We start from the raw sequence: 19088 nt of genomic DNA, 5'->3' as shown, positions 1-19088 counted from the left end.
TTGCTAAAATATGGAAAGAATCACTTTTAACTATCACTATTTACGTTTTTAACCGTGATAAAGATGTGATAGTCGTGTTAATAAAAGCTTAATTTGTGTAAACGTTTAAGGTTTTTCTATTGAACCTTAAAATTTTATTAAACAGTAATATAAATTCTCTTTCTCATACTTAGTTCAAAAAAGTATCGATTAATTACACCAGCTAAAAAAATTAACCACTTCAATTAATTACTTTTGCGTTTTTCCAAATCTAATTATACTACAATAATATGAGCAATAATATTACTGCCAAAAGTGCCTTGATTTCTGTATTTAACAAAGATGGACTTGCTCCTATAGTTCAAAAAATGAACGATTTAGGAATAACCATATATTCTACCGGAGGAACAGAAAAATTTATTACAGATCTTGGAATAAAGGTAGTTCCTGTTGAAGATGTAACCTCTTACCCATCGATACTAGGTGGACGTGTTAAAACTTTACATCCTAAAGTATTTGGAGGAATTTTAAACAGGCGTGATCATGAAGGAGATGTGTCTCAATTAGAAGAATTTGATATCCCTCAAATTGATATCGTTATTGTAGACTTATATCCGTTTGAAAAAACCGTTGCTAGCGGCGCTGCAGAGCAAGATATTATTGAAAAAATAGATATAGGTGGAATATCTTTAATTCGAGCTGGAGCAAAAAACTATAAAGACACCTTATGTGTAGGAACGGTAGATGACTACAAAAAGCTTCTTGAGGTTTTAGAATCCGGTGAAGGCGCCACAACATTAGAGCAGCGCAAAGAGTTTGCAACTACTTGTTTTAATGTTTCTTCACATTACGATAGCGCGATTTACAACTATTTTTCAGGAAATTCAGCCACAAAAGCTTTAAAAGTAAGTGAGCAAAATGTAATGCCGTTACGTTATGGAGAAAATCCACACCAGCGAGGCTGGTTCTATGGTGATTTTAATGAAATGTTTATTAAGCATCATGGTAAAGAGTTATCCTATAACAATTTATTAGATGTAGATGCAGCAGTCAATTTGATGAGCGAGTTCGTAAATGACGCACCCACTTTTGCCATTTTTAAACATAACAATGCCTGTGGCGTAGCACAAAGAGATTCTATTCATCAGGCTTATTTAGATGCTCTTGCTGGAGATCCTGTTTCTGCTTTTGGAGGTATTTTAATTTCAAATACCGAAATAGATGCTGCGACTGCAACAGAGATTCATAAATTATTTTGTGAAGTTGTGATTGCCCCATCTTTTGCAGCAGACGCACTAGAAATTTTAAAAGGAAAGAAAAATAGAATCATGTTAGAGCTGGTTGATGGTGCGCTTTCGCGAAAGCGAGATACCAACAAACTTGAAGTAAGAGCTTCTTTAAACGGCTATCTAGTTCAAGACCCTAACCTCAAAACAGATGAAAAGTCTGGATTGAAAAATGCGACTGATATTCAAGCGAGTGAAGAGCAAATAAGCGATTTATTATTTGCTTCAAAACTTTGTAAACACACTAAGTCTAATACCATAGTTCTTGCAAAAAACAAGCAACTTTGTGCTAGTGGTACTGGTCAAACTTCACGTGTAGATGCATTAAATCAAGCGATACACAAAGCAAACTCCTTCAAATTTGATTTAAAAGGAGCGGTTATGGCAAGTGATGCATTCTTCCCGTTTCCTGATTGTGTAGAAATAGCTGATAATGCTGGGATTACAGCAGTTATTCAGCCTGGAGGATCTATAAAAGATCAACTATCTATTGATTATTGTAATAATAATAATATTGCGATGGTTTTCACAGGTACAAGGCATTTTAAACACTAGAATTATGTTAACTTTGCAATACCCTAATTATTAACGTTTTTCTACTCCTCATTTATGGGATTTTTTGATTTCCTCACAGAAGATATTGCCATCGACCTAGGTACGGCAAATACGCTCATTGTTCACAACGGTAAAGTAGTTGTAGACAGTCCATCTATCGTTGCTCGCGATAGAACTACTGGTAAAATTATTGCTGTAGGAAAAGAAGCTGCGATGATGCAGGGAAAAACCCATGAAAATATTAAAACGATACGCCCGCTCAAAGATGGTGTTATTGCAGATTTTGACGCAAGTGAAAAAATGATCTCTATGTTTATTAAAGAGATTCCTGCTTTAAAGAAAAGGTGGTTTGCTCCTTCTTTGCGTATGGTAATTTGCATCCCATCAGGAATTACCGAGGTGGAAATGCGTGCCGTTAAAGACAGTGCAGAACGAGTTAATGGTAAAGAGGTTTATTTGATCCATGAGCCTATGGCAGCAGCTATAGGTATAGGTGTAGACATTATGCAACCTAAGGGAAACATGATCGTTGATATAGGTGGTGGAACAACAGAAATTGCAGTAATAGCATTAGGTGGAATCGTTTGTGATAAATCTGTAAAAATTGCTGGTGATGTTTTCACTAACGACATTGTTTATTACATGCGTACTCAACACAACCTTTATGTAGGTGAGCGTACGGCAGAGAAAATTAAAATTCAAATAGGAGCTGCTACAGAAGACTTAGAAGTGCCGCCAGAAGAAATGAGCGTTCAAGGACGTGATTTACTTACTGGTAAACCTAAAGAAGTTAAAATAGGTTACAGAGAGATTGCAAAAGCTCTGGATAAATCGATTTTGAGAGTGGAAGATGCGGTTATGGAAACTTTATCTCAAACTCCACCTGAGCTCGCAGCTGACATTTACAATACCGGTATTTATCTAGCTGGTGGAGGTTCTATGTTGCGTGGACTTGATAAACGTTTATCTCAAAAAACAGATTTACCAGTTTACATTGCAGAAGATCCATTAAGAGCCGTAGTGAGAGGAACTGGCTTAACGCTCAAAAATTTGGATAAATACAAAAGTGTTCTTGCAAATAAGTACTAAAATTTAACCCTAACTTATTGATATTCTCACATGCAACAAATAATCAATTTTCTGATCAAGTACAGAAACTTGTTGTTGTATCTATTTTTAATGGTAATTGCGTTAACATTTACCATACAATCGCACGATTACCATCGTAATACAACTATACATTCTACTGGGAATATCACCGGTGGTATTCTCAATACCAGAAATGGTATTTATGATTACTTTGATTTAGCAAATCATAATAATAAATTGAGTGAAGAAAATGCCTCACTTAGAATGAGATTGCTTGAAATAGGTGACACTTTGTTAGGTAAAGAAACAAGCTACAACTTTTCAGATAGTATTCCTTATCGTATTTTTCCTGCTAGAGTAATCAAAAATGATTTTTATAAATCTGACAATTATTTAACCGTAGATATAGGATCTAATCAAGGTATTCAACCTGATATGGGTGTAATTTCCCCTAGCGGAATAGTAGGTGTGATAGATTATAGTAGCAATAAATTTTCCAGAGTTATCTCCATTCTAAATTCTCAGATTTCATTAAATGCGCAAATTAAAGGAACTGCAACTATAGGTTCTTTAAAATGGGATGGGAAAGACCCTTATTTAATGAGTTTAGAAGACGTGCCTCGACTTGCAAGAGTAACTAGAGGCGATACTATTATAACCGGAAAACAGTCCACCATGTTTCCCTCCGATATATTGATAGGTGTAGTTCAAGGTGCAGAGCTTGTTGAGAACGGCTCACGTTATAAAATTACTGTTCAATTATTCAATGATATGACAGATTTAGATCATGTTTACGTGGTCAAAAATAGAGATCAAAATGCAATTAAGGTAATCGATACGTTAGGAACAAATGAATAGAAATCTAATTACAAATACCGTTAGGTTTTTAGGTCTATTGATTTTACAGATATTTCTGTTTGATCAAATTAATTTTATGGGCTTCATAAATCCTATGGTGTATCTTCTATTTATTGTGTTGTACCCAATAGAAAATAAGAGGTGGGACGTCATGATCATTTCTTTTGTGCTAGGAATTATTTTAGATACCTTTCAAGACACTGGTGGTGCTCATGCAGCAGCATGTCTCACTCTCGCTTTCACAAGACCTTTATGGTTAAGATTAGTTTACGGTGAAAGCTATAAAATGAAGAATATTAAGGTGCTTCAATCGCCATTTGACCGTTTATTATTGTTACTTGTTTTTTGTATTGTAGTTCATCATATTGTATTCTTTTCTTTAGTGATATTTAACGGCTCTCAAATACTTTATACTTTAAAACTAACGTTGAGTATCGGAGCGGCTACCTTAGTCGTTAATACTATATTATTGGCCTTATTCAAACCTAGAGTAAAATCATGAGAAAATTATTACTCTTTTCAATAGTCACCTTAGTAGGAATCATCTTTTTAGGAAGAATGATTTATTTACAATTGATCATCTCGGATGAATTGGCTCTTGAAGCCGAAAACAATTCAGTAAAAACAGTCTACAATTATCCAGAACGTGGTTTTATATACGACCGCAACGGAAAATTGATGGTAGCAAATCAAGTTGCTTATGATGTAATGGTAATTCCTAGAGAAACAGGAGATGTTAATATTACAGAATTATCCAAGCTATTGAGAATAGAAGAGTCGAGGCTTGAAAAAAAACTGATTACTGCTAAAAAATGGTCTGAAAAGCAGGCCAGCGTCATTATTCCTCAATTAACGCAAGAAGAGTATGCTCCTTTGCAAGAACAGCTTAGAAAATTTCCAGGATTTTACATTCAGAGGCGTTCTTTGCGCAAATATCTGGTAGATCATAGTGCGAGTGTTCTGGGCTATATAAGAGAGGTGAATCAAGGTACTATAAAAAAGGACGATTATTATGTTCAAGGTGACTTAGCTGGAAAAAGTGGTATTGAACTGCAGTATGAGAAAGAATTAAGAGGAGAAAAAGGCTATAAAAAATACACAAGAGATCATTATGGAAGAGCAATAGAATCTTACAAGAATGGATCCAGCGATGTAGCTCCAGTCGCTGGGACTGATCTAACAGTAACTTTAGATAAAGATCTTCAAGAATATGCAGAAAGGCTTATGGTGAATAAACGCGGTGGTATCGTTGCTATTGAACCTAAAACAGGTGAAATTCTTACTTTAGTTACCGCTCCTAATTATGACCCCAGTTTATTAATGGGTCGTGATCGATCTAAAAACATCAATGCAATCCTTAGAGATACCATAAGACTTCCTGATGTAAATAGAGTTTTACAAGGTCAGTACGCGCCTGGTTCTCCCTTTAAAGTTATCAATGCACTTGTAGGTTTACAAGAAGGAGTGATTTCTCCTAAAGAACGATTTAGCTGCAATCATGGGTATAATTATGGTGGCAAGAAGAAATTAGGTTGTCATGCTCACGCAAGTCCACTAGCTATGAATAGAGGGATTGCTGAGAGTTGTAACTCTTATTTTGCTCAAGTGTATCGTAGAATCATAGAGAGTAAAAAAACAGCTCCTGAAGGAATGGATGTATGGCACGACCATGTGACTAGTTTTGGATTAGGTGATTATCTTGGGTATGATTTACCAGTAGGGCAACCTGGTCGTATTCCAGATGGAGATTATTATACTTCACAATACAAATACAAATGGTATGCTCCTACTACTATTTCTAATGCTATAGGGCAAGGTGAAGTAGCTGTAACACCTATACAGCTAGCAAACATGACTGCCGCAATCGCAAATCGAGGATTTTATTATCGCCCACACATCATCAAAAAGATGAACGGTGAGCCTATCAGTAATGAAAAGTACACGGAGAAAAACTTTACCACCATAGATGCAGAACATTTTGAACCTGTAATTGAAGGTATGAATGAGGTGTATCAATCTGGAACTGCAAAATATGTTCAAGTTCCAGGCATAGAAATTTGTGGTAAAACCGGTACAGTAGAAAATTTCACTAAAATCAATGGAGAACGAAAACAACTTACAGATCACTCGGTTTTTATTGCGTTTGCTCCCAAAGATGATCCTAAAATAGCTATTGCTGTTTTTATTGAAAACGGCTATTGGGGCTCTAGATATGCAGCAAAAATAGCAAGCTTGCTTATTGAAAAACACATCAAAGGAGAAATTACAAGGACAGATTTAGAAAAGTACTTACTAAGCCACAGCTTAGAATATGAATATGCTAAAAGAATAAGTAATCAACCTTTTAAAATCAATGAGGCAATAGATCAAGGTTTGATTACAGAACAGAAGGAAAAGTCGCTGCAAAGTCTAGTAGATAGTCTACAAATCAAATTTTTGAAGTAAAAAATGGGACTAGGCGATAAACCAAAATATGACATAGTCACCATACTTATTTATGCTGCATTAGTTTTTATAGGCTTTTTTAGCATTTACAGCGCCGCTCCAGTAACAGAATACACTTCCATTTTTGACATCAGTCAGGTTTATGGAAAGCAGCTTTTATTCATAGGTGTTTGTACGGTATTCATTATTATCATTCTTGCGGTAGAAGTAAAGTTTTACGAGCGCTTTGCTGGATTAATTTATGTTATTTCTCTCGTTTCACTTGCGGGATTATACGTTTTTGGAAAAGAGGTAAATGGAGCTATTTCTTGGTATCCTATAGGTTCCTTTACGTTTCAACCTAGTGAATTTGCAAAGTTTGCGACTGCCCTAGCCGTGGCAAAATATCTTAGCCAGCTGGATGTTTCTTTAAAAAACGTAAGGGATTTTATGATTGTAGCAGCAATTATTGCTCTACCAGCTTTACTTATTGTTCCACAGCCAGATCCTGGAAGTGCTTTAATCTACGCCGCATTTTTCTTTGCCTTACATAGAGAAGGATTATCACCTTGGTATTTAAGTTTAGGAGTGATTGCTTTAGCTTTATTTTTAGGAGCACTGGTCATTCACATAGGTTGGATCATACTCATGATACTATCTGTGGTGGTGGTTATGTATCTGCTTTCGCGAAAGCGGAAACACAAAAAGCGTCTTCCTAAACCGAGAGTTTACCTTTACGTAATTGCCGCTGTACTTTGTATTGCTTACACCTTTTCTACCAGTTATATTTTTAATAATGTACTGGAAGACCGTCATAGAAACCGCATTGATATAGTTTTAGGACGCGTTCAAGATGATGCTGGTATAGGTTATAATATTAACCAAAGCATGATCGCCATAGGAAATGGTGGTATTATAGGCAAACCGCTAGAAGAAGCTACACAAACAAGAGGCGGCTATGTGCCAGAACAGCATACGGATTTTATTTTCAGTGCGATAGGAGAAGTTTCTGGTCTTTTAGGAACAAGCGTTACTATTTTATTATTCGTTTTTCTCATCTATCGAGTTATTATAATGGCAGAGCGACAGCGCAATCAGTTTGCGCGTATATATGGTTATGGCGTCGCTGGGATTTTCTTTTTACACTTTTTTGTAAACGTAGGTATGGTAATCGGTTTACTTCCTACAGTAGGTATCCCTCTACCATTTATGAGTTATGGTGGTAGTGGTTTAATGGGTTTTACCATTTTACTATTTATATTTATAAAACTAGACGCGCATAGAATGAGTTATGAGCATTAAGTGCTAAGAAAATATTAATATTGAAATATCTCAAAATCTTCATCCAAATTTTAATTGTCATTTTCTTGACATTGCTCACTCAAGTAGGTGGAGTTATTTGGATCGCTGTTTTTGGATATTTTAAGATTAAGAAGTCTTTATGGAATAAAAAGAAAAGGCTTCTAGCTTTTTCTGTCACATATTTACTTTGTATCGCTCTTATTGTACCTATTGTTGCTCCTTTTAATCAACGAAGGTCCTTACCTGTATTTGAAGAATATATTCAACCTCATAATTTAGGCTATGTACTGTTGTGTAGAAATTACGTTCATGATGATTTATATAATAACTTAGTAGAGGCATCCAAAGATTTTGAAACTAATTATGGTATTTCAGTAACCTATCTCGACGCAGGATTTCCATTCATCGATGGATTTCCTTTATTGCCACATTTAAGCCATAATGATGGTCGCAAAATTGATTTGGCATTTATTTATCAAGATGCAGGTGGTAAAACGACAAATGATAACCCATCACTTCTAGGATATGGAGTTTATGAAGAGCCTCTACAAGGAGAAGTGAACCAGCCGCAAAAATGCAAAGACGCTGGTTACTGGCAATATGACTATGCAAAATACATAGGTTTTAATACCGATAAAGAGCTAGAAATAGATCTAGATTATACAAGATATTTGATAGAGAACTTAATTTTAAAAACTAACGCCAGTAAAATTTTTATTGAACCTCATTTGGCTCAAAGAATTAACCCAAGCTCTAATTATAGAAATACAATACGTTTTCATGGCTGTCATGCCGTGAGACATGATGATCATATTCATCTTCAAATCTCAAAATAGGAGTACAATTAAAATCTTACTTCGTAATTTTACATTTCTAAAACCATTTCATGTTTTTCTTACCTAAAGATCTTGATAATTACATTGTCGCTCATTCTGAAGATGAGCCGCAAATTCTTCAAGATCTAACTCGAGAGACATATCAAAAGGTGTTGCAACCCATCATGCTTTCTGGACCTTATCAAGGCCGTGTTTTGAGTATGATCTCCCATTTAAAAACACCTCAACGCGTGCTAGAAATAGGAACCTTCACCGGCTACTCTGCGCTTTGCATTGCTGAAGGAATGCCTGATAATAGTGAGCTCATGACCATCGATATTAATGAAGAACTAGAAGATCTTGCAGCTGGATATTTTTCTCGCTTTCGCGAAAGCGGAACTAAAAACATTTCCATTGACCAAAAAATAGGTGATGCTACGACAATAATCCCAGAGCTGGAAGGAACCTTTGACCTTGTTTTCATAGATGCCGATAAGCCTAATTATATAAACTATTTTCACCTTATTATGGAAAAAGTACACTCGGGCAGCCTCATTATTTCTGATAATGTTTTGTGGCATGGTAAAGTAGTAGAAGAAGTCAATGCAAAGGATAAATCTACTCCTATTCTTCTTGAATTTAATCGACTTTTAAAAGAAGACCCTAGATTGCAAACTGTGCTTCTATCGGTACGTGATGGCCTCACATTAAGCCGTGTGATGTAGTGTTCTTGTCATTTTTGCAAAGAGCACAAAACTTATCCATCCTAGAAATAATCCAACTAGCATTCCTACGGTAATATCTGCTGGGTAATGTACGCCTACAAATATTCTAGAAAAAGCAAAAGTGAATGGCCATAAATAGAATAAGTAAATCCACTTGGTAGCATTCCTAGATCGCAACGCATGAACCACAAAAGTTGTTACTGCAAAACTTACTGCACTAGGACCAGACCAAAAACTAAAATTTTCTGGTTGGAGCAACACTTGGATGCTGTCCATTAAAAGCGGCTCATTATTAGGACGTAAACGCTCTACGCCATTTTTTACCAAATTAGTCAAGGATAAACTGATAATAACTACCACTGGAATCATTACCATTGCCAGATAACGAGTAGGTTTTTCAAATTTTTTGAACAGCAGGAAAAAGAAAACAAGGTATAGAAAAAACCAATTTTGAATTTGGGTAACAAAAAGCCAAAAACTATGAAACTTTCCTATCCATAAATTATTGATCCACCTGAATAATTGTTGATCAATTTCTACAAGCTGCTCCCACATAACCGCAATTAGAATTTGCGTTTTATGGAGCCAGAATCTTCTATTTGATCCTTAACCTCTTCAATTTTTTTGGTGATTTCTGTTACGTCTTTTGTAAAACCGTGTTCGTCTGCACTTTTAGTAATCTCGTGCTTGATATCATCAGTAGCATTGCGCACTGTTTTCATAGCTTTACCGAGACCTCTAGCGATCTCAGGCAACTTGTCTGAACCAAAAACCAAAATCACCACCAAGCCTACAATCATAAGCTCTGGCGTGCTGATAAATAAAGGGATCATTTTCATAGTGCAAATATACGATAGCAGAATTTTGAATGTGTATGACTATAGAATATAATTAAAAAACTCAAAACTAATTTCGGTAATTCCTGACTCTGTAGTGGTGATTTCTCGCGAACTTGGGAACTGGTCTTCTTGAAGTGTATACACATAATCAAAAGAACGATCTAACGTTACACCATTAGTATCGCTGGTATAGTCCATTCTACTAGAAGGTAAATAACGAGTGTAAGGAACAAAATCGGGAAAAATAAGGATTCTCAAAACATCATTCATATCTCTGAATGGATTATTATTGAACTCATAAGTAAACTCGCTGTAAGCGATTATGGTGAATCCATTTTCAGAAATACTATTGATGCGACTCACGTTAAAGTTTGCTGTATATTGATACCTTAGATCTTCAACTTGAGTGGTCGTACCAGCAACATCAGTAAGTCTCGTGACCACTCTATTAATTCTATTTTGAGTATCTGTATAAAGTTGTCTTTCTATTACATTACCGTTTAATTCGGTAAACTCAATTATAACTGTATCATCTACATAACTGAAGTCGTAAGTTGTGGTAACGTTTGATTCTGTTCTTACCGCAGTTTCTAGTCTGTTGTTTGCGGCATAATCAAAAGAGTAGTTCAGGTCTTGATTTCCATTAAAAGAAATATTAGTAATAAGTTGATTTTGATCGTAAGTGATAAAAATATTATCTGTAATATTAGTTGGCGTAGTAGCAGCAATCTGTATATCACTTAATCCTACTACATCTAAGACAGGCTCAACTACTTCTTGATTCATATCAGAATTGTCATCTAAGGATGGATCATCACATGATATAAACGCCACCGCTAGAATTAGAAAAGAAAAGAAACACTTCATGCTACAAATGTATTTTAATTAAACACAAAAAAGCCAGATTCATTGTGAATCTGGCTTTAAATTTTAAAAGTAGAAAACTACTATTGCTTCATTTGCTCAAACTTATTCACCTCAGCAGCTGCTGGCCATGAATTGTTTGAAACATCGATATCAGCGGTTTCTAATTTAGGATCAATTACGATTTTAGTAATTTCCTTAGAAGTTGCTTTGCTTAAACCTACTTCCTTGTCGTTATACCTCCATATTTCTGCAGGATGGGTAACTGTTTCAGTGGTTCCATCAGCATAAGTGTATTCTATTATGATAGGCATTACAAGACCACCTGGCTTTTCTACTGTAATCTCATAGAAGTATTTAGGTGACTTCATTGAAGCTCTTTCTTCAGCTGTGAAGTTATCCATCATGAAAGTTTTTAATTCGCCTACTACTTCAGCTGGCTCTTTTCCTTTCAAGTTTTCATTATAATCTTCACTTCCTTCTTTAACCATATAAACTAATGGCGGAATTCTATCTTCTGGAATGTTTCTTTCGGCCATCAGGTCTTTCATAGCTTGATTTTTCTCGCTAGAAACGAAGTACTTATCTACAGATTTGATTCCCATATCGTTATAACGAGTCGTATAGAACCATCCTCTCCAGAACCAGTCTAGATCCATGGCACTTGCGTCTTCCATCGTACGGAAAAAGTCTTCTGGTGTTGGGTGTTTGAACATCCATCTTTGTGCATAAGTGCGGAATGCATAATCAAATAACTCACGTCCCATTACAGTTTCACGTAGGATATTTAAAGCCGTTGCTGGCTTACCATATGCATTAGAACCGAATTGATACGTATTAAGACCTTTACTCATAATTGGTGCGATGTACTTTTGATCACCTGCCATGTAAGGTACTATTTTAGCAGCTGGTCCTCTTCTTGATGGGTATGCATCAAGACCTTCTATTGCTTCTGGATAAGTTTCACCAAAATCTTGTTCTGCTATATATTGAGTAAAAGTTGTTAAACCTTCATCCATCCATGTCCATTGACGCTCATCAGAATTCACGATCATTGGGAAATAGTTGTGTCCTACTTCATGGATTATTACTGAGATCATTCCAAACTTTACGCGGTCAGAATAATTACCATCAGCATCTGGGCGACCATAATTCCAGCATATCATTGGGTATTCCATACCTTGATTTTTTGCGTGAACTGAAATCGCTTTGTGGTAAGGGTAATCAAAAGTCATTCTTGAATAAGACTTTAATGTTTGAGCAACTGCTCTAGAAGACCATTGTTCCCATAAAGGATTTCCTTCTGGTGGATAAATAGAAACGGCCATGATATCTTTTCCTCCTACTTTCACTGCCATTGCATCTGCAACGTAGCGACGAGAAGAAGTCCATCCAAAATCACGAACATAATCTGCTTTTAATTCCCAAGTCTTTGTAGCTTTTGAGCCAGGCATCATTGCAAGCTTTTCAGCTTCTTGTTGTGTTCTAATTACAACTGGCTTATCAAAAGATTTTTGAGCTTGCTCATAACGCGCTAGTTCTTGCTTTGTATAAACATCTTTACGGTTTTGCAATTTACCAGTACCGTCTAACCAGTGATCTGCAGGAACAGTAATATTCACTTCAAACGTACCAAATGGCAAAGCGAACTCATCACGTCCCCAAAACTGGCTATTTTGCCATCCTTCTACATCATTATAAACTGCCATTCTAGGATAGAATTGAGCAATTACATAAGCTCTGTGACCATCAGGAAACTGCTCATAACCACTACGTCCACGACCATTTACGTGATCATTGATGTTATAATCCCATTCAATGTCAAATTCAAATTTCTTTCCACTTTCTAGAGTTTCTGGTAACTCTACACGCATCATCGTTTGATTGATCATGTAAGTTAATGGGTTACCACTTTTATCCAGTACTTTCTTAATATTAAAACCACCATCAAAAGGCTCGCTTAAGTATTCACCTGCAAATCCTGCTGGTTGCATGTAAGGCTGTACTCCACCACCTTCTATTAAAGGTGTTTTAGAATCCTTAGCACGCATATTTTGATCTAACTGTACCCATAGATAATCAAGATTATCTGGAGAATTGTTAGTGTAAGTAATCGTTTCATAACCATATAAATGATGATTATCATCATCTAGTCTAATGTCCATTTCATAATCAGCTCTTTGCTGGTAATAATTAGGACCTGGCGCACCACTAGCACTACGGTACTGGTTAGGTGTGGAAAATTCCTGATAAAGTTGGCGGAATTTGTTGACGTTGTAATGTTCTTCAGCTTTAGGTTCTTCTTTAGATTCTTCTTCTTGTGCAAAAGAACCATAAGAAACCAGCATCATACTGATAAACAATAGTTTAATAGCTTTCATGTATATAGTTTAAATTAAGGTTTGCTAAATTAACAATAATGGTTAAGTTTTAAAGCTTTTAACTAAAACTTCACAGAATCTGTAGACTTGTTTTTGTCAAATAACAGCGTTCTTCTTATGCCGTTAATTTTCATGTGCACTAGATTTTTTTGATCCTCAAAAAGCTCTAGAAACGCATTAAACTTCATGCTTATCGTTTCCGGCATTTTTTCAGAAGGAATCTCGATGTAAAGCACAATTTGATCAGACTCATACTCGGCACCTAGAAAACTGGGGATTGAAGTTTTTCCATTTATTTTAACCTGCAGTTTCTTGTCCAGATAGTCTTTTAAATGAGGATAAACATCTTGTATGGTAGACTTATCGCCTAGTTTGATAGGGTTTGTAATGCGTGAATTAATCACATCTTCCAGATCATCTATAAAAAACCTAGTGATCATTTGTACACTTTTGGCTTCTTTACTATAAGTTGCATTAGAAACAGAAATATAGTATTTGTGTAGGTTGTTGTTCTCGCTTTCGCGAAAGCGTAGCATTTCAAAATCATCAAAATAAAAACCAGAAGGAACTGATAAACTTACTTTTGAGAAGGAAGAAAGACTCAGAATTCCCAATACCGCAACACATAAAATTTTAAATCTTTTGAACATAGTAATTATTTAATAAATTAAAGAATTGCGATTTTCATGCCAAAAAAACGAAGCATGGATTATCACTAAATCTCTGTAATATTACCTAGGAAAATACCGTGAAAACGATCTCCGTTAATATCCACTCCATCGATCTCAATGGCAAAACCAGTCAAATAAGGCCTCACTTTTACATTACCTGACACAAGTCTAATGCCGCGATTATCTGTACTATTTGAATCAAAATCAATATCATAAGATATGAAAGCTCTACCTACGTCCTGACTACCGTCAATAAGGTAAGTGCCTGATTGAAAGTTGATTTCTTGATTCCCATAAAGAACAACGTCCATCAAAACGCCTGCACCTTGAAGCGCTCCATTTGAATCTGCTGTGATGTTTCCATCGGTGAGAAAAGCGGTAGTTCTAAAAACATTATTTGCTTCCTCGATAACATCATTGTTAAATGCTGCTCTTGTTTCAAAAGTGCTAGTAGAATCTGGTCCATAGCAAAATACGTTTGTAACAGGTACAACCACTTGTAAATCATCATCACTATCGCAAGCGATCAAATTAGTAATTAAAAAACTTAATAATAAGTACGCGCTAATTTTTAATAATCTTGTTTTCATTGCTTTTTTTATTTTCAGAAGGTGAGATGTCTTCTGTTTTATTTACGTAATTTTTCTTTGCCTTGAACAAAGTTACTTGATTTGAAAGGAATTGTAACAAATCTAGTTCTCTTTCTGGCTCAAACATAGACTCGTTTAATCCTTGATCTTTTGTAAAATATAGGAACTCGTATAGGTCTTCCTTAGGCAGTTTTAAATAATCTAAAAGATAATCTGTGCTGTATTTATTTTTGAGCAAGTAAACATCAAACTCTTCTCGTCGTTTCTCAGGACCGTCATCAATAGCGTTTTCCACGTTGGTGTTCAACGCATTCAAAGAGGTTCCTAATGCAAGCATGGCCAGTCCACCGATAAGATTTGTCATATTAAATCGTGGCATATTTTGATTGAAGGCTTCATTTCTAACGGGATACTCTTCTGGTTGTCGCACTCGATCAGAAAAAGTGTTTTCCATACGATCCACGGCTCTTGTCTTTTGATTGAACTCGCTTACCTCGTCAACTTTAGTATCTACATAAGTAACTTTCTTAACATTAATGCGCATCAAGCCATCTTGAATCAAAACTTCATCAAGTTCATTCACGCCTTCATCAAGCGAAATCCTTACTTTCTTATCTTTGATGATCTTCTCTGTGATTTTAAGCGAAAAAGGTTCAAATTGAACAGCCTTAAAAGAAAGCTTATCGCCTTCTCTAGCATAGATAAAGAAATTACCTTCCTTATTAGAAATAGTTCCTTCTAGAGCTTCCTGATTAAAAACGGTCACTCCTTGAAGTGGTTCATTAGATTCACTTGTTAGTGAACCTTGTATTTGAATACGCTCTTTTTGACCGAAGGAAAGAGAAGTAGCAATAAATACAAGTAGTAGAATATTTTTCATGAATCCTAGAATGCTTTTGACTTAAAATAATGTCAAAAATTTAATATTATTACAAATAACGCCTAAATAATTCTATCATTGTTTGAGTTTAACGATGTTTAACCTAGTAAAAACCTCTACATGAGAAACATGATTATCGCAAGTACCTCGACTATTCATGGCACGAGTTTTCTGAGTTATTTACTTCCTACCATTCTTGAAGAAATTAAAAATCAAGACATAGAGCAATTGCTATTTATACCGTACGCACGTCCTGGAGCTATTTCTCATGATGAATATACCACAAAAGTAAAAACCGCTTTTAACAATTCTGATATTAAAGTAAAAGGAATCCATGAATTTGCTGATCCTAAAAAAGCGCTGGAAGATGCAAAAGCAATCTTTACTGGTGGAGGCAATACTTTTGTTCTTGTTAAAATGCTTCACGATTTAGATTTAATGGTTGCCTTACGCAAGAAGATGTACAATGGGGCTTTTTATGTAGGTACAAGTGCTGGAAGCAATATTTGTGGTTTGAATATGAGAAACACAAATGACATGCCTATAGTCATGCCTTCTAGTTTTAAAACTACTGGAGCTATAGGTTATAATATAAATGCACATTACCTCGATCCTGACCCTTCATCAACACATATGGGAGAAACACGTGAGCAACGCATCCAAGAATTTCATGCATACAACTCGCTACCTGTAGTAGGTTTGCGCGAAGGCAGCTACATAAGAGTTAAAGGACAAGAGGAAATTCTTTGCGGAGAACACCCTGCAAGAATATTTAAACAAAACCATGATGCGATTGAAGTTTCTACAGGTTACAACTTTGCACAAATAACAGATTAAAACTTTTTGAAAATGGACTCCATAAAACACAACCAAAACGAATCTAGAGGTATTTTTTACATCAAAGAAAATGATAATACCATAGCAGAGTTGACTTATTCATTAAATGATAATGTCATGACCATTGATCATACCGAAGTAGATCGTAAGAAAGAAGGAAAAGGACTCGGTAGTAAACTTGTAGAACGCAGTTATGAGTATGCAAAGGAAAACGGCCATAAGATTAATCCGCTATGTCCATTTGCGGAAGTTCTTTTTGACAAGAATCAAGACTGGAACGATGTAAGAGTATGAATCTTCAATTAGAAACAGAACGTCTTTTCTTACGTCCCTTTATAAAAGAAGACGCACCTTTTTTATTTGAGCTCAATAACGATGAAGAAGTGATGCGGTATACTGGTGATGTTCCTTTTAAAGATGTAGAAGCAGCGCAAGAATTTGCTATTGATTATAGCGCTAATAAAAATAGCCAATACCGATTATATCAAATGGGTAGAATCGCTGTCATAAGAAAGTCAGATGATGCGTTTTTAGGATGGTCAGGACTTAAATATCACAAAAGTGCCGATTTTGTAGATATAGGCTATCGTTTTATGAAGAAATATTGGGGTCATGGCTATGCTACAGAATCTGGATTAGAAGTGGTGAGACATGCCTTTGAGGATCATCAATTAGAACTTCTTGTCGCACAAGTACATGAATTAAACTATCCTTCACAAAAGGTCGCTCAACGTCTTGGCATGCATATTAATCATAGATTTTATTGGGAAGAAAGAGAACCAGGAAGACATTATCAAATAGATAAAGATCATTACTTTAGCATAGTTAAAAAATGATACAAATAATTCCGATCACTTCAAGAGAAACCTATTCCGTAAGACATGCCGTTTTGCGTAAGGGAAGACCTGTGGAAGACTGTCGTTTTTCAGGAGATGAACTAGGTACTACGTTTCACCTAGGAGCCTTTGAAAAGGATAAGATTATAGGTGTTGCGACTTTTTTAATGAATAAAGATATTGACCTAGAGCAAATCAAGCACATCAAACTACATCATTGTTATCAATTGCGAGGCATGGCTGTACTAGAAATAGCGCAAGGAAAAGGAATAGGTAAAAAACTCTTGAAACACGCCGAAAAGCTTCTCAAAGAAAAACATATACAAAGCCTTTGGTTTAATGCTCGAGTAAACGCTACTTCTTTTTATGAAAATATGGGATATGAAATCGTAAGCGAGCCTTTTATAATTCCTAAAGTGGGCGATCACTACAAAATGATGAAATTATTATGATGAGATCTTGTGGTATTTTACTGTTACTGCTCTTGGGTCAACCACAAAAAATTGATCTAGAAAAACTGACCGGGCAAAGTCCTAACCCTGAAAACCTCCTAGAGAAAGAGGTACAAACTGCTTTTGATCTGATGAAAAAAGAAGCTGCAAAAGACGGTATTCAAATAAGCGTCGTTTCTGGATATAGAAGTTTTAAGCGACAGACACAAATCTGGAATCGTAAGTATAAAAAATACGAATCTCAAGGTCTTGAACCTGATGCCATTTTTGATAAAATTGTGGAATACAGTACTGTTCCAGGGACTTCAAGACATCATTGGGGTACTGACATAGATATCATAGATACTAACGCTAGTTATAGCGGCGACGTTTTGGTTCCTTCAAAATTTCATGGCACTGGTCCTTTTTGCAAGCTCAAAGATTGGATGGAGCAACATGCTTCTAATTATGATTTTGAATTAGTGTATACCATGAATGATAACCGCACTGGCTTCAAATACGAACCGTGGCATTATAGTTATGTTCCGCTTTCGCGAAAGCGGTATAACAATTACCTTCAAAACATAGACTTGCTATCTTTCCTAAGATCTGAGAACATCATGGGAATGGATAAAATTAGTGATCAAAGAATCGAGCGCTATCTTGAAGAACATATTAAAGGAATAAACCCTATTTTAAAACCTTAAAGATTCCTTTGCCAATAGTATCATACAAAAAACGCTCAACTTTGCAATTGAGCGTTTTTGATGTATAAATAAGTTTCTTCTAAAAAGAATATACTACTTCTAGTTTGTAATCTTCTAATGTCTTTTCTGCTTTTTCTAGGTCTTCTGTAAAGCCTAAAATGTAGCCACCACCACCAGAACCACAAAGCTTTAGGTAGTAATCGCCGGTGTCCAGTCCCTTCTTCCATAATTCATGAAATTGAGAAGGAATCATAGGTTTAAAGTTATCTAAAACCACATGAGAAAGTTTCTTAACGTTACCGAAAAGTCCTTTCACATCTCCACTTAAGAAATCTTCCACACACATATCAGTGTACTTCACAAATTTATCTTTTAACATAGAACGGAAACCTTCTTGCTTCATATTTTCCATAAAAATGTTTACCATAGGTGCGGTCTCTCCTACTATACCACTATCTAAAAGAAAAACAGCTCCTTTTCCTGTCGCAAGTTGCGATGGAATTCCTGCTGGTTCAATATCTTCCTTAGAATTGATAAGTATAGGTAAACTCAAATAAGAATTAAGCGGATCTAATCCTGAGCTCTTACCGTGAAAAAAGCTCTCCATTTTACCGAAGATATCTTTTAAAACGAGTAATTTCTTTCTAGTAAGATTTTCTAGAACCGTGATTTTATCAATGGCATATTTATCATAAATAGCAGCTACTAATGCGCCACTACTTCCTACTCCATAACCCTGAGGTATGCTCGAGTCAAAATACATTCCAGCCTCCACATCGCTTTTTAAACTCGCAATATCAAATTTTGGAAAATCTTGATCAGTATCTTGTAGTGCCTCAATATGAGCGGCAAGTCGCTCTAAATTTTTATTAGATTGCGCAGCTTGATCTGATAGATCGGTGCTTATTTTAAGGGCTCCTTTATAAAAATTATATGGTATAGAAAGACCTTTAGAATCTTTAATGATACCGTATTCCCCAAAAAGTAAAATCTTAGAATAAAATAATGGTCCTTTCATA

General features: G+C 35.6%; 21 protein-coding genes. 13 read left to right on the top strand and 8 right to left on the bottom strand.

Annotation, left to right across the window (positions count from 1 at the left end):
• The first annotated feature begins 269 nt into the window (after positions 1 to 269).
• The 8 genes from purH to DDD_RS09390 are packed head-to-tail and all read left to right on the top strand — an operon-like array spanning position 270 to position 9033.
• Positions 270 to 1820, top strand: coding sequence for a bifunctional phosphoribosylaminoimidazolecarboxamide formyltransferase/IMP cyclohydrolase (gene purH, locus DDD_RS09425; RefSeq protein WP_015362608.1), 1551 nt, complete (start codon positions 270 to 272; stop codon positions 1818 to 1820).
• A gap of 54 nt (positions 1821 to 1874) precedes the next feature.
• Positions 1875 to 2909 carry a rod shape-determining protein gene (locus tag DDD_RS09420; protein WP_015362607.1) on the top strand — a complete coding sequence of 345 codons (1035 nt, stop codon included), beginning with the start codon at positions 1875 to 1877 and terminating at the stop codon, positions 2907 to 2909.
• Between the two features lie 30 nt (positions 2910 to 2939).
• Entirely contained in the window at positions 2940 to 3767 is an 828-nt protein-coding gene (gene mreC, locus DDD_RS09415; protein WP_041567064.1) for a rod shape-determining protein MreC, read from the top strand.
• Complete coding sequence (mreD, locus tag DDD_RS09410; RefSeq protein WP_041567063.1) at positions 3760 to 4269, top strand: rod shape-determining protein MreD; 510 nt, start codon at positions 3760 to 3762, stop codon at positions 4267 to 4269. Before mreC ends, mreD begins: the two co-directional genes overlap by 8 nt.
• Positions 4266 to 6212 (top strand): penicillin-binding protein 2, encoded by a 1947-nt coding sequence (gene mrdA, locus DDD_RS09405; RefSeq protein WP_015362604.1) that lies wholly within the window; start codon positions 4266 to 4268, stop codon positions 6210 to 6212. The genes mreD and mrdA overlap by 4 nt, the downstream gene beginning before the upstream one ends.
• Before the next feature lie 3 nt (positions 6213 to 6215).
• Positions 6216 to 7493, top strand: coding sequence for a rod shape-determining protein RodA (gene rodA / locus DDD_RS09400; RefSeq protein ID WP_015362603.1), 1278 nt, complete (start codon positions 6216 to 6218; stop codon positions 7491 to 7493).
• A 20-nt stretch (positions 7494 to 7513) separates the two neighbouring features.
• The gene (locus DDD_RS09395; protein WP_111474704.1) at positions 7514 to 8329 is read left to right on the top strand and encodes a hypothetical protein; all 816 of its coding nucleotides are present in this window, start codon (positions 7514 to 7516) and stop codon (positions 8327 to 8329) included.
• A gap of 50 nt (positions 8330 to 8379) precedes the next feature.
• Positions 8380 to 9033, top strand: a complete 654-nt coding sequence (locus DDD_RS09390; RefSeq protein ID WP_015362601.1) for an O-methyltransferase — start codon at positions 8380 to 8382, stop codon at positions 9031 to 9033.
• Here DDD_RS09390 and DDD_RS09385 read toward each other — a convergent pair.
• The 7 genes from DDD_RS09385 to DDD_RS09355 all read right to left on the bottom strand — a co-directional run bounded on the left by DDD_RS09385 (position 9016) and on the right by DDD_RS09355 (position 15258).
• Complete coding sequence (locus DDD_RS09385) at positions 9016 to 9588, bottom strand: phosphatase PAP2 family protein (RefSeq protein ID WP_015362600.1); 573 nt, start codon at positions 9586 to 9588, stop codon at positions 9016 to 9018. The two genes, DDD_RS09390 and DDD_RS09385, sit on opposite strands and share 18 nt — an antisense overlap.
• A gap of 8 nt (positions 9589 to 9596) precedes the next feature.
• The gene (locus DDD_RS09380) at positions 9597 to 9872 is read right to left on the bottom strand and encodes a Sec-independent protein translocase subunit TatA/TatB (RefSeq protein WP_015362599.1); all 276 of its coding nucleotides are present in this window, start codon (positions 9870 to 9872) and stop codon (positions 9597 to 9599) included.
• Positions 9873 to 9911: 39 nt separating this feature from the next.
• Positions 9912 to 10739, bottom strand: coding sequence for a hypothetical protein (locus DDD_RS09375; RefSeq protein ID WP_015362598.1), 828 nt, complete (start codon positions 10737 to 10739; stop codon positions 9912 to 9914).
• 80 nt (positions 10740 to 10819) lie between these two features.
• Positions 10820 to 13117, bottom strand: coding sequence for a M1 family metallopeptidase (locus DDD_RS09370; RefSeq protein ID WP_015362597.1), 2298 nt, complete (start codon positions 13115 to 13117; stop codon positions 10820 to 10822).
• Positions 13118 to 13179: 62 nt separating this feature from the next.
• Positions 13180 to 13767 carry a DUF6702 family protein gene (locus tag DDD_RS09365; RefSeq protein WP_015362596.1) on the bottom strand — a complete coding sequence of 196 codons (588 nt, stop codon included), beginning with the start codon at positions 13765 to 13767 and terminating at the stop codon, positions 13180 to 13182.
• 65 nt (positions 13768 to 13832) lie between these two features.
• A complete protein-coding gene (locus DDD_RS09360) occupies positions 13833 to 14378 on the bottom strand; it encodes a hypothetical protein (RefSeq protein ID WP_041567062.1) in 546 nt (181 codons plus the stop codon).
• Complete coding sequence (locus DDD_RS09355) at positions 14353 to 15258, bottom strand: carboxypeptidase-like regulatory domain-containing protein (protein WP_015362594.1); 906 nt, start codon at positions 15256 to 15258, stop codon at positions 14353 to 14355. The genes DDD_RS09360 and DDD_RS09355 overlap by 26 nt, the downstream gene beginning before the upstream one ends.
• 120 nt (positions 15259 to 15378) lie before the next feature.
• Between DDD_RS09355 and pepE the strand changes: the two genes are divergently transcribed.
• From pepE to DDD_RS09330, 5 genes are read left to right on the top strand one after another with little or no spacing between them, the layout of a single operon-like run.
• Complete coding sequence (gene pepE, locus DDD_RS09350; RefSeq protein ID WP_015362593.1) at positions 15379 to 16095, top strand: dipeptidase PepE; 717 nt, start codon at positions 15379 to 15381, stop codon at positions 16093 to 16095.
• Between the two features lie 12 nt (positions 16096 to 16107).
• Entirely contained in the window at positions 16108 to 16389 is a 282-nt protein-coding gene (locus tag DDD_RS09345) for a GNAT family N-acetyltransferase (protein WP_015362592.1), read from the top strand.
• The gene (locus tag DDD_RS09340) at positions 16386 to 16931 is read left to right on the top strand and encodes a GNAT family N-acetyltransferase (RefSeq protein ID WP_015362591.1); all 546 of its coding nucleotides are present in this window, start codon (positions 16386 to 16388) and stop codon (positions 16929 to 16931) included. The genes DDD_RS09345 and DDD_RS09340 overlap by 4 nt, the downstream gene beginning before the upstream one ends.
• Positions 16928 to 17383 (top strand): GNAT family N-acetyltransferase, encoded by a 456-nt coding sequence (locus DDD_RS09335; protein ID WP_015362590.1) that lies wholly within the window; start codon positions 16928 to 16930, stop codon positions 17381 to 17383. The genes DDD_RS09340 and DDD_RS09335 overlap by 4 nt, the downstream gene beginning before the upstream one ends.
• Positions 17380 to 18069, top strand: a complete 690-nt coding sequence (locus tag DDD_RS09330) for a M15 family metallopeptidase (RefSeq protein ID WP_111474703.1) — start codon at positions 17380 to 17382, stop codon at positions 18067 to 18069. Before DDD_RS09335 ends, DDD_RS09330 begins: the two co-directional genes overlap by 4 nt.
• A 79-nt stretch (positions 18070 to 18148) precedes the next feature.
• On the opposite strand, the gene DDD_RS09325 is transcribed toward DDD_RS09330, so the two are convergent.
• On the bottom strand, positions 18149 to 19087 hold the full coding sequence (locus tag DDD_RS09325; protein ID WP_015362588.1) for a mevalonate kinase family protein: 939 nt from the start codon (positions 19085 to 19087) through the stop codon (positions 18149 to 18151).
• Between the last annotated feature and the right edge of the window lies 1 nt (position 19088).

Origin of the sequence: Nonlabens dokdonensis DSW-6, from assembly GCF_000332115.1 — a bacterium.
GTDB classification, from domain to species: domain Bacteria; phylum Bacteroidota; class Bacteroidia; order Flavobacteriales; family Flavobacteriaceae; genus Nonlabens; species Nonlabens dokdonensis.
The sequence above is the reverse complement of the archived record's forward strand: the minus strand, read 5'-3'. Positions and strand labels throughout refer to the sequence as shown.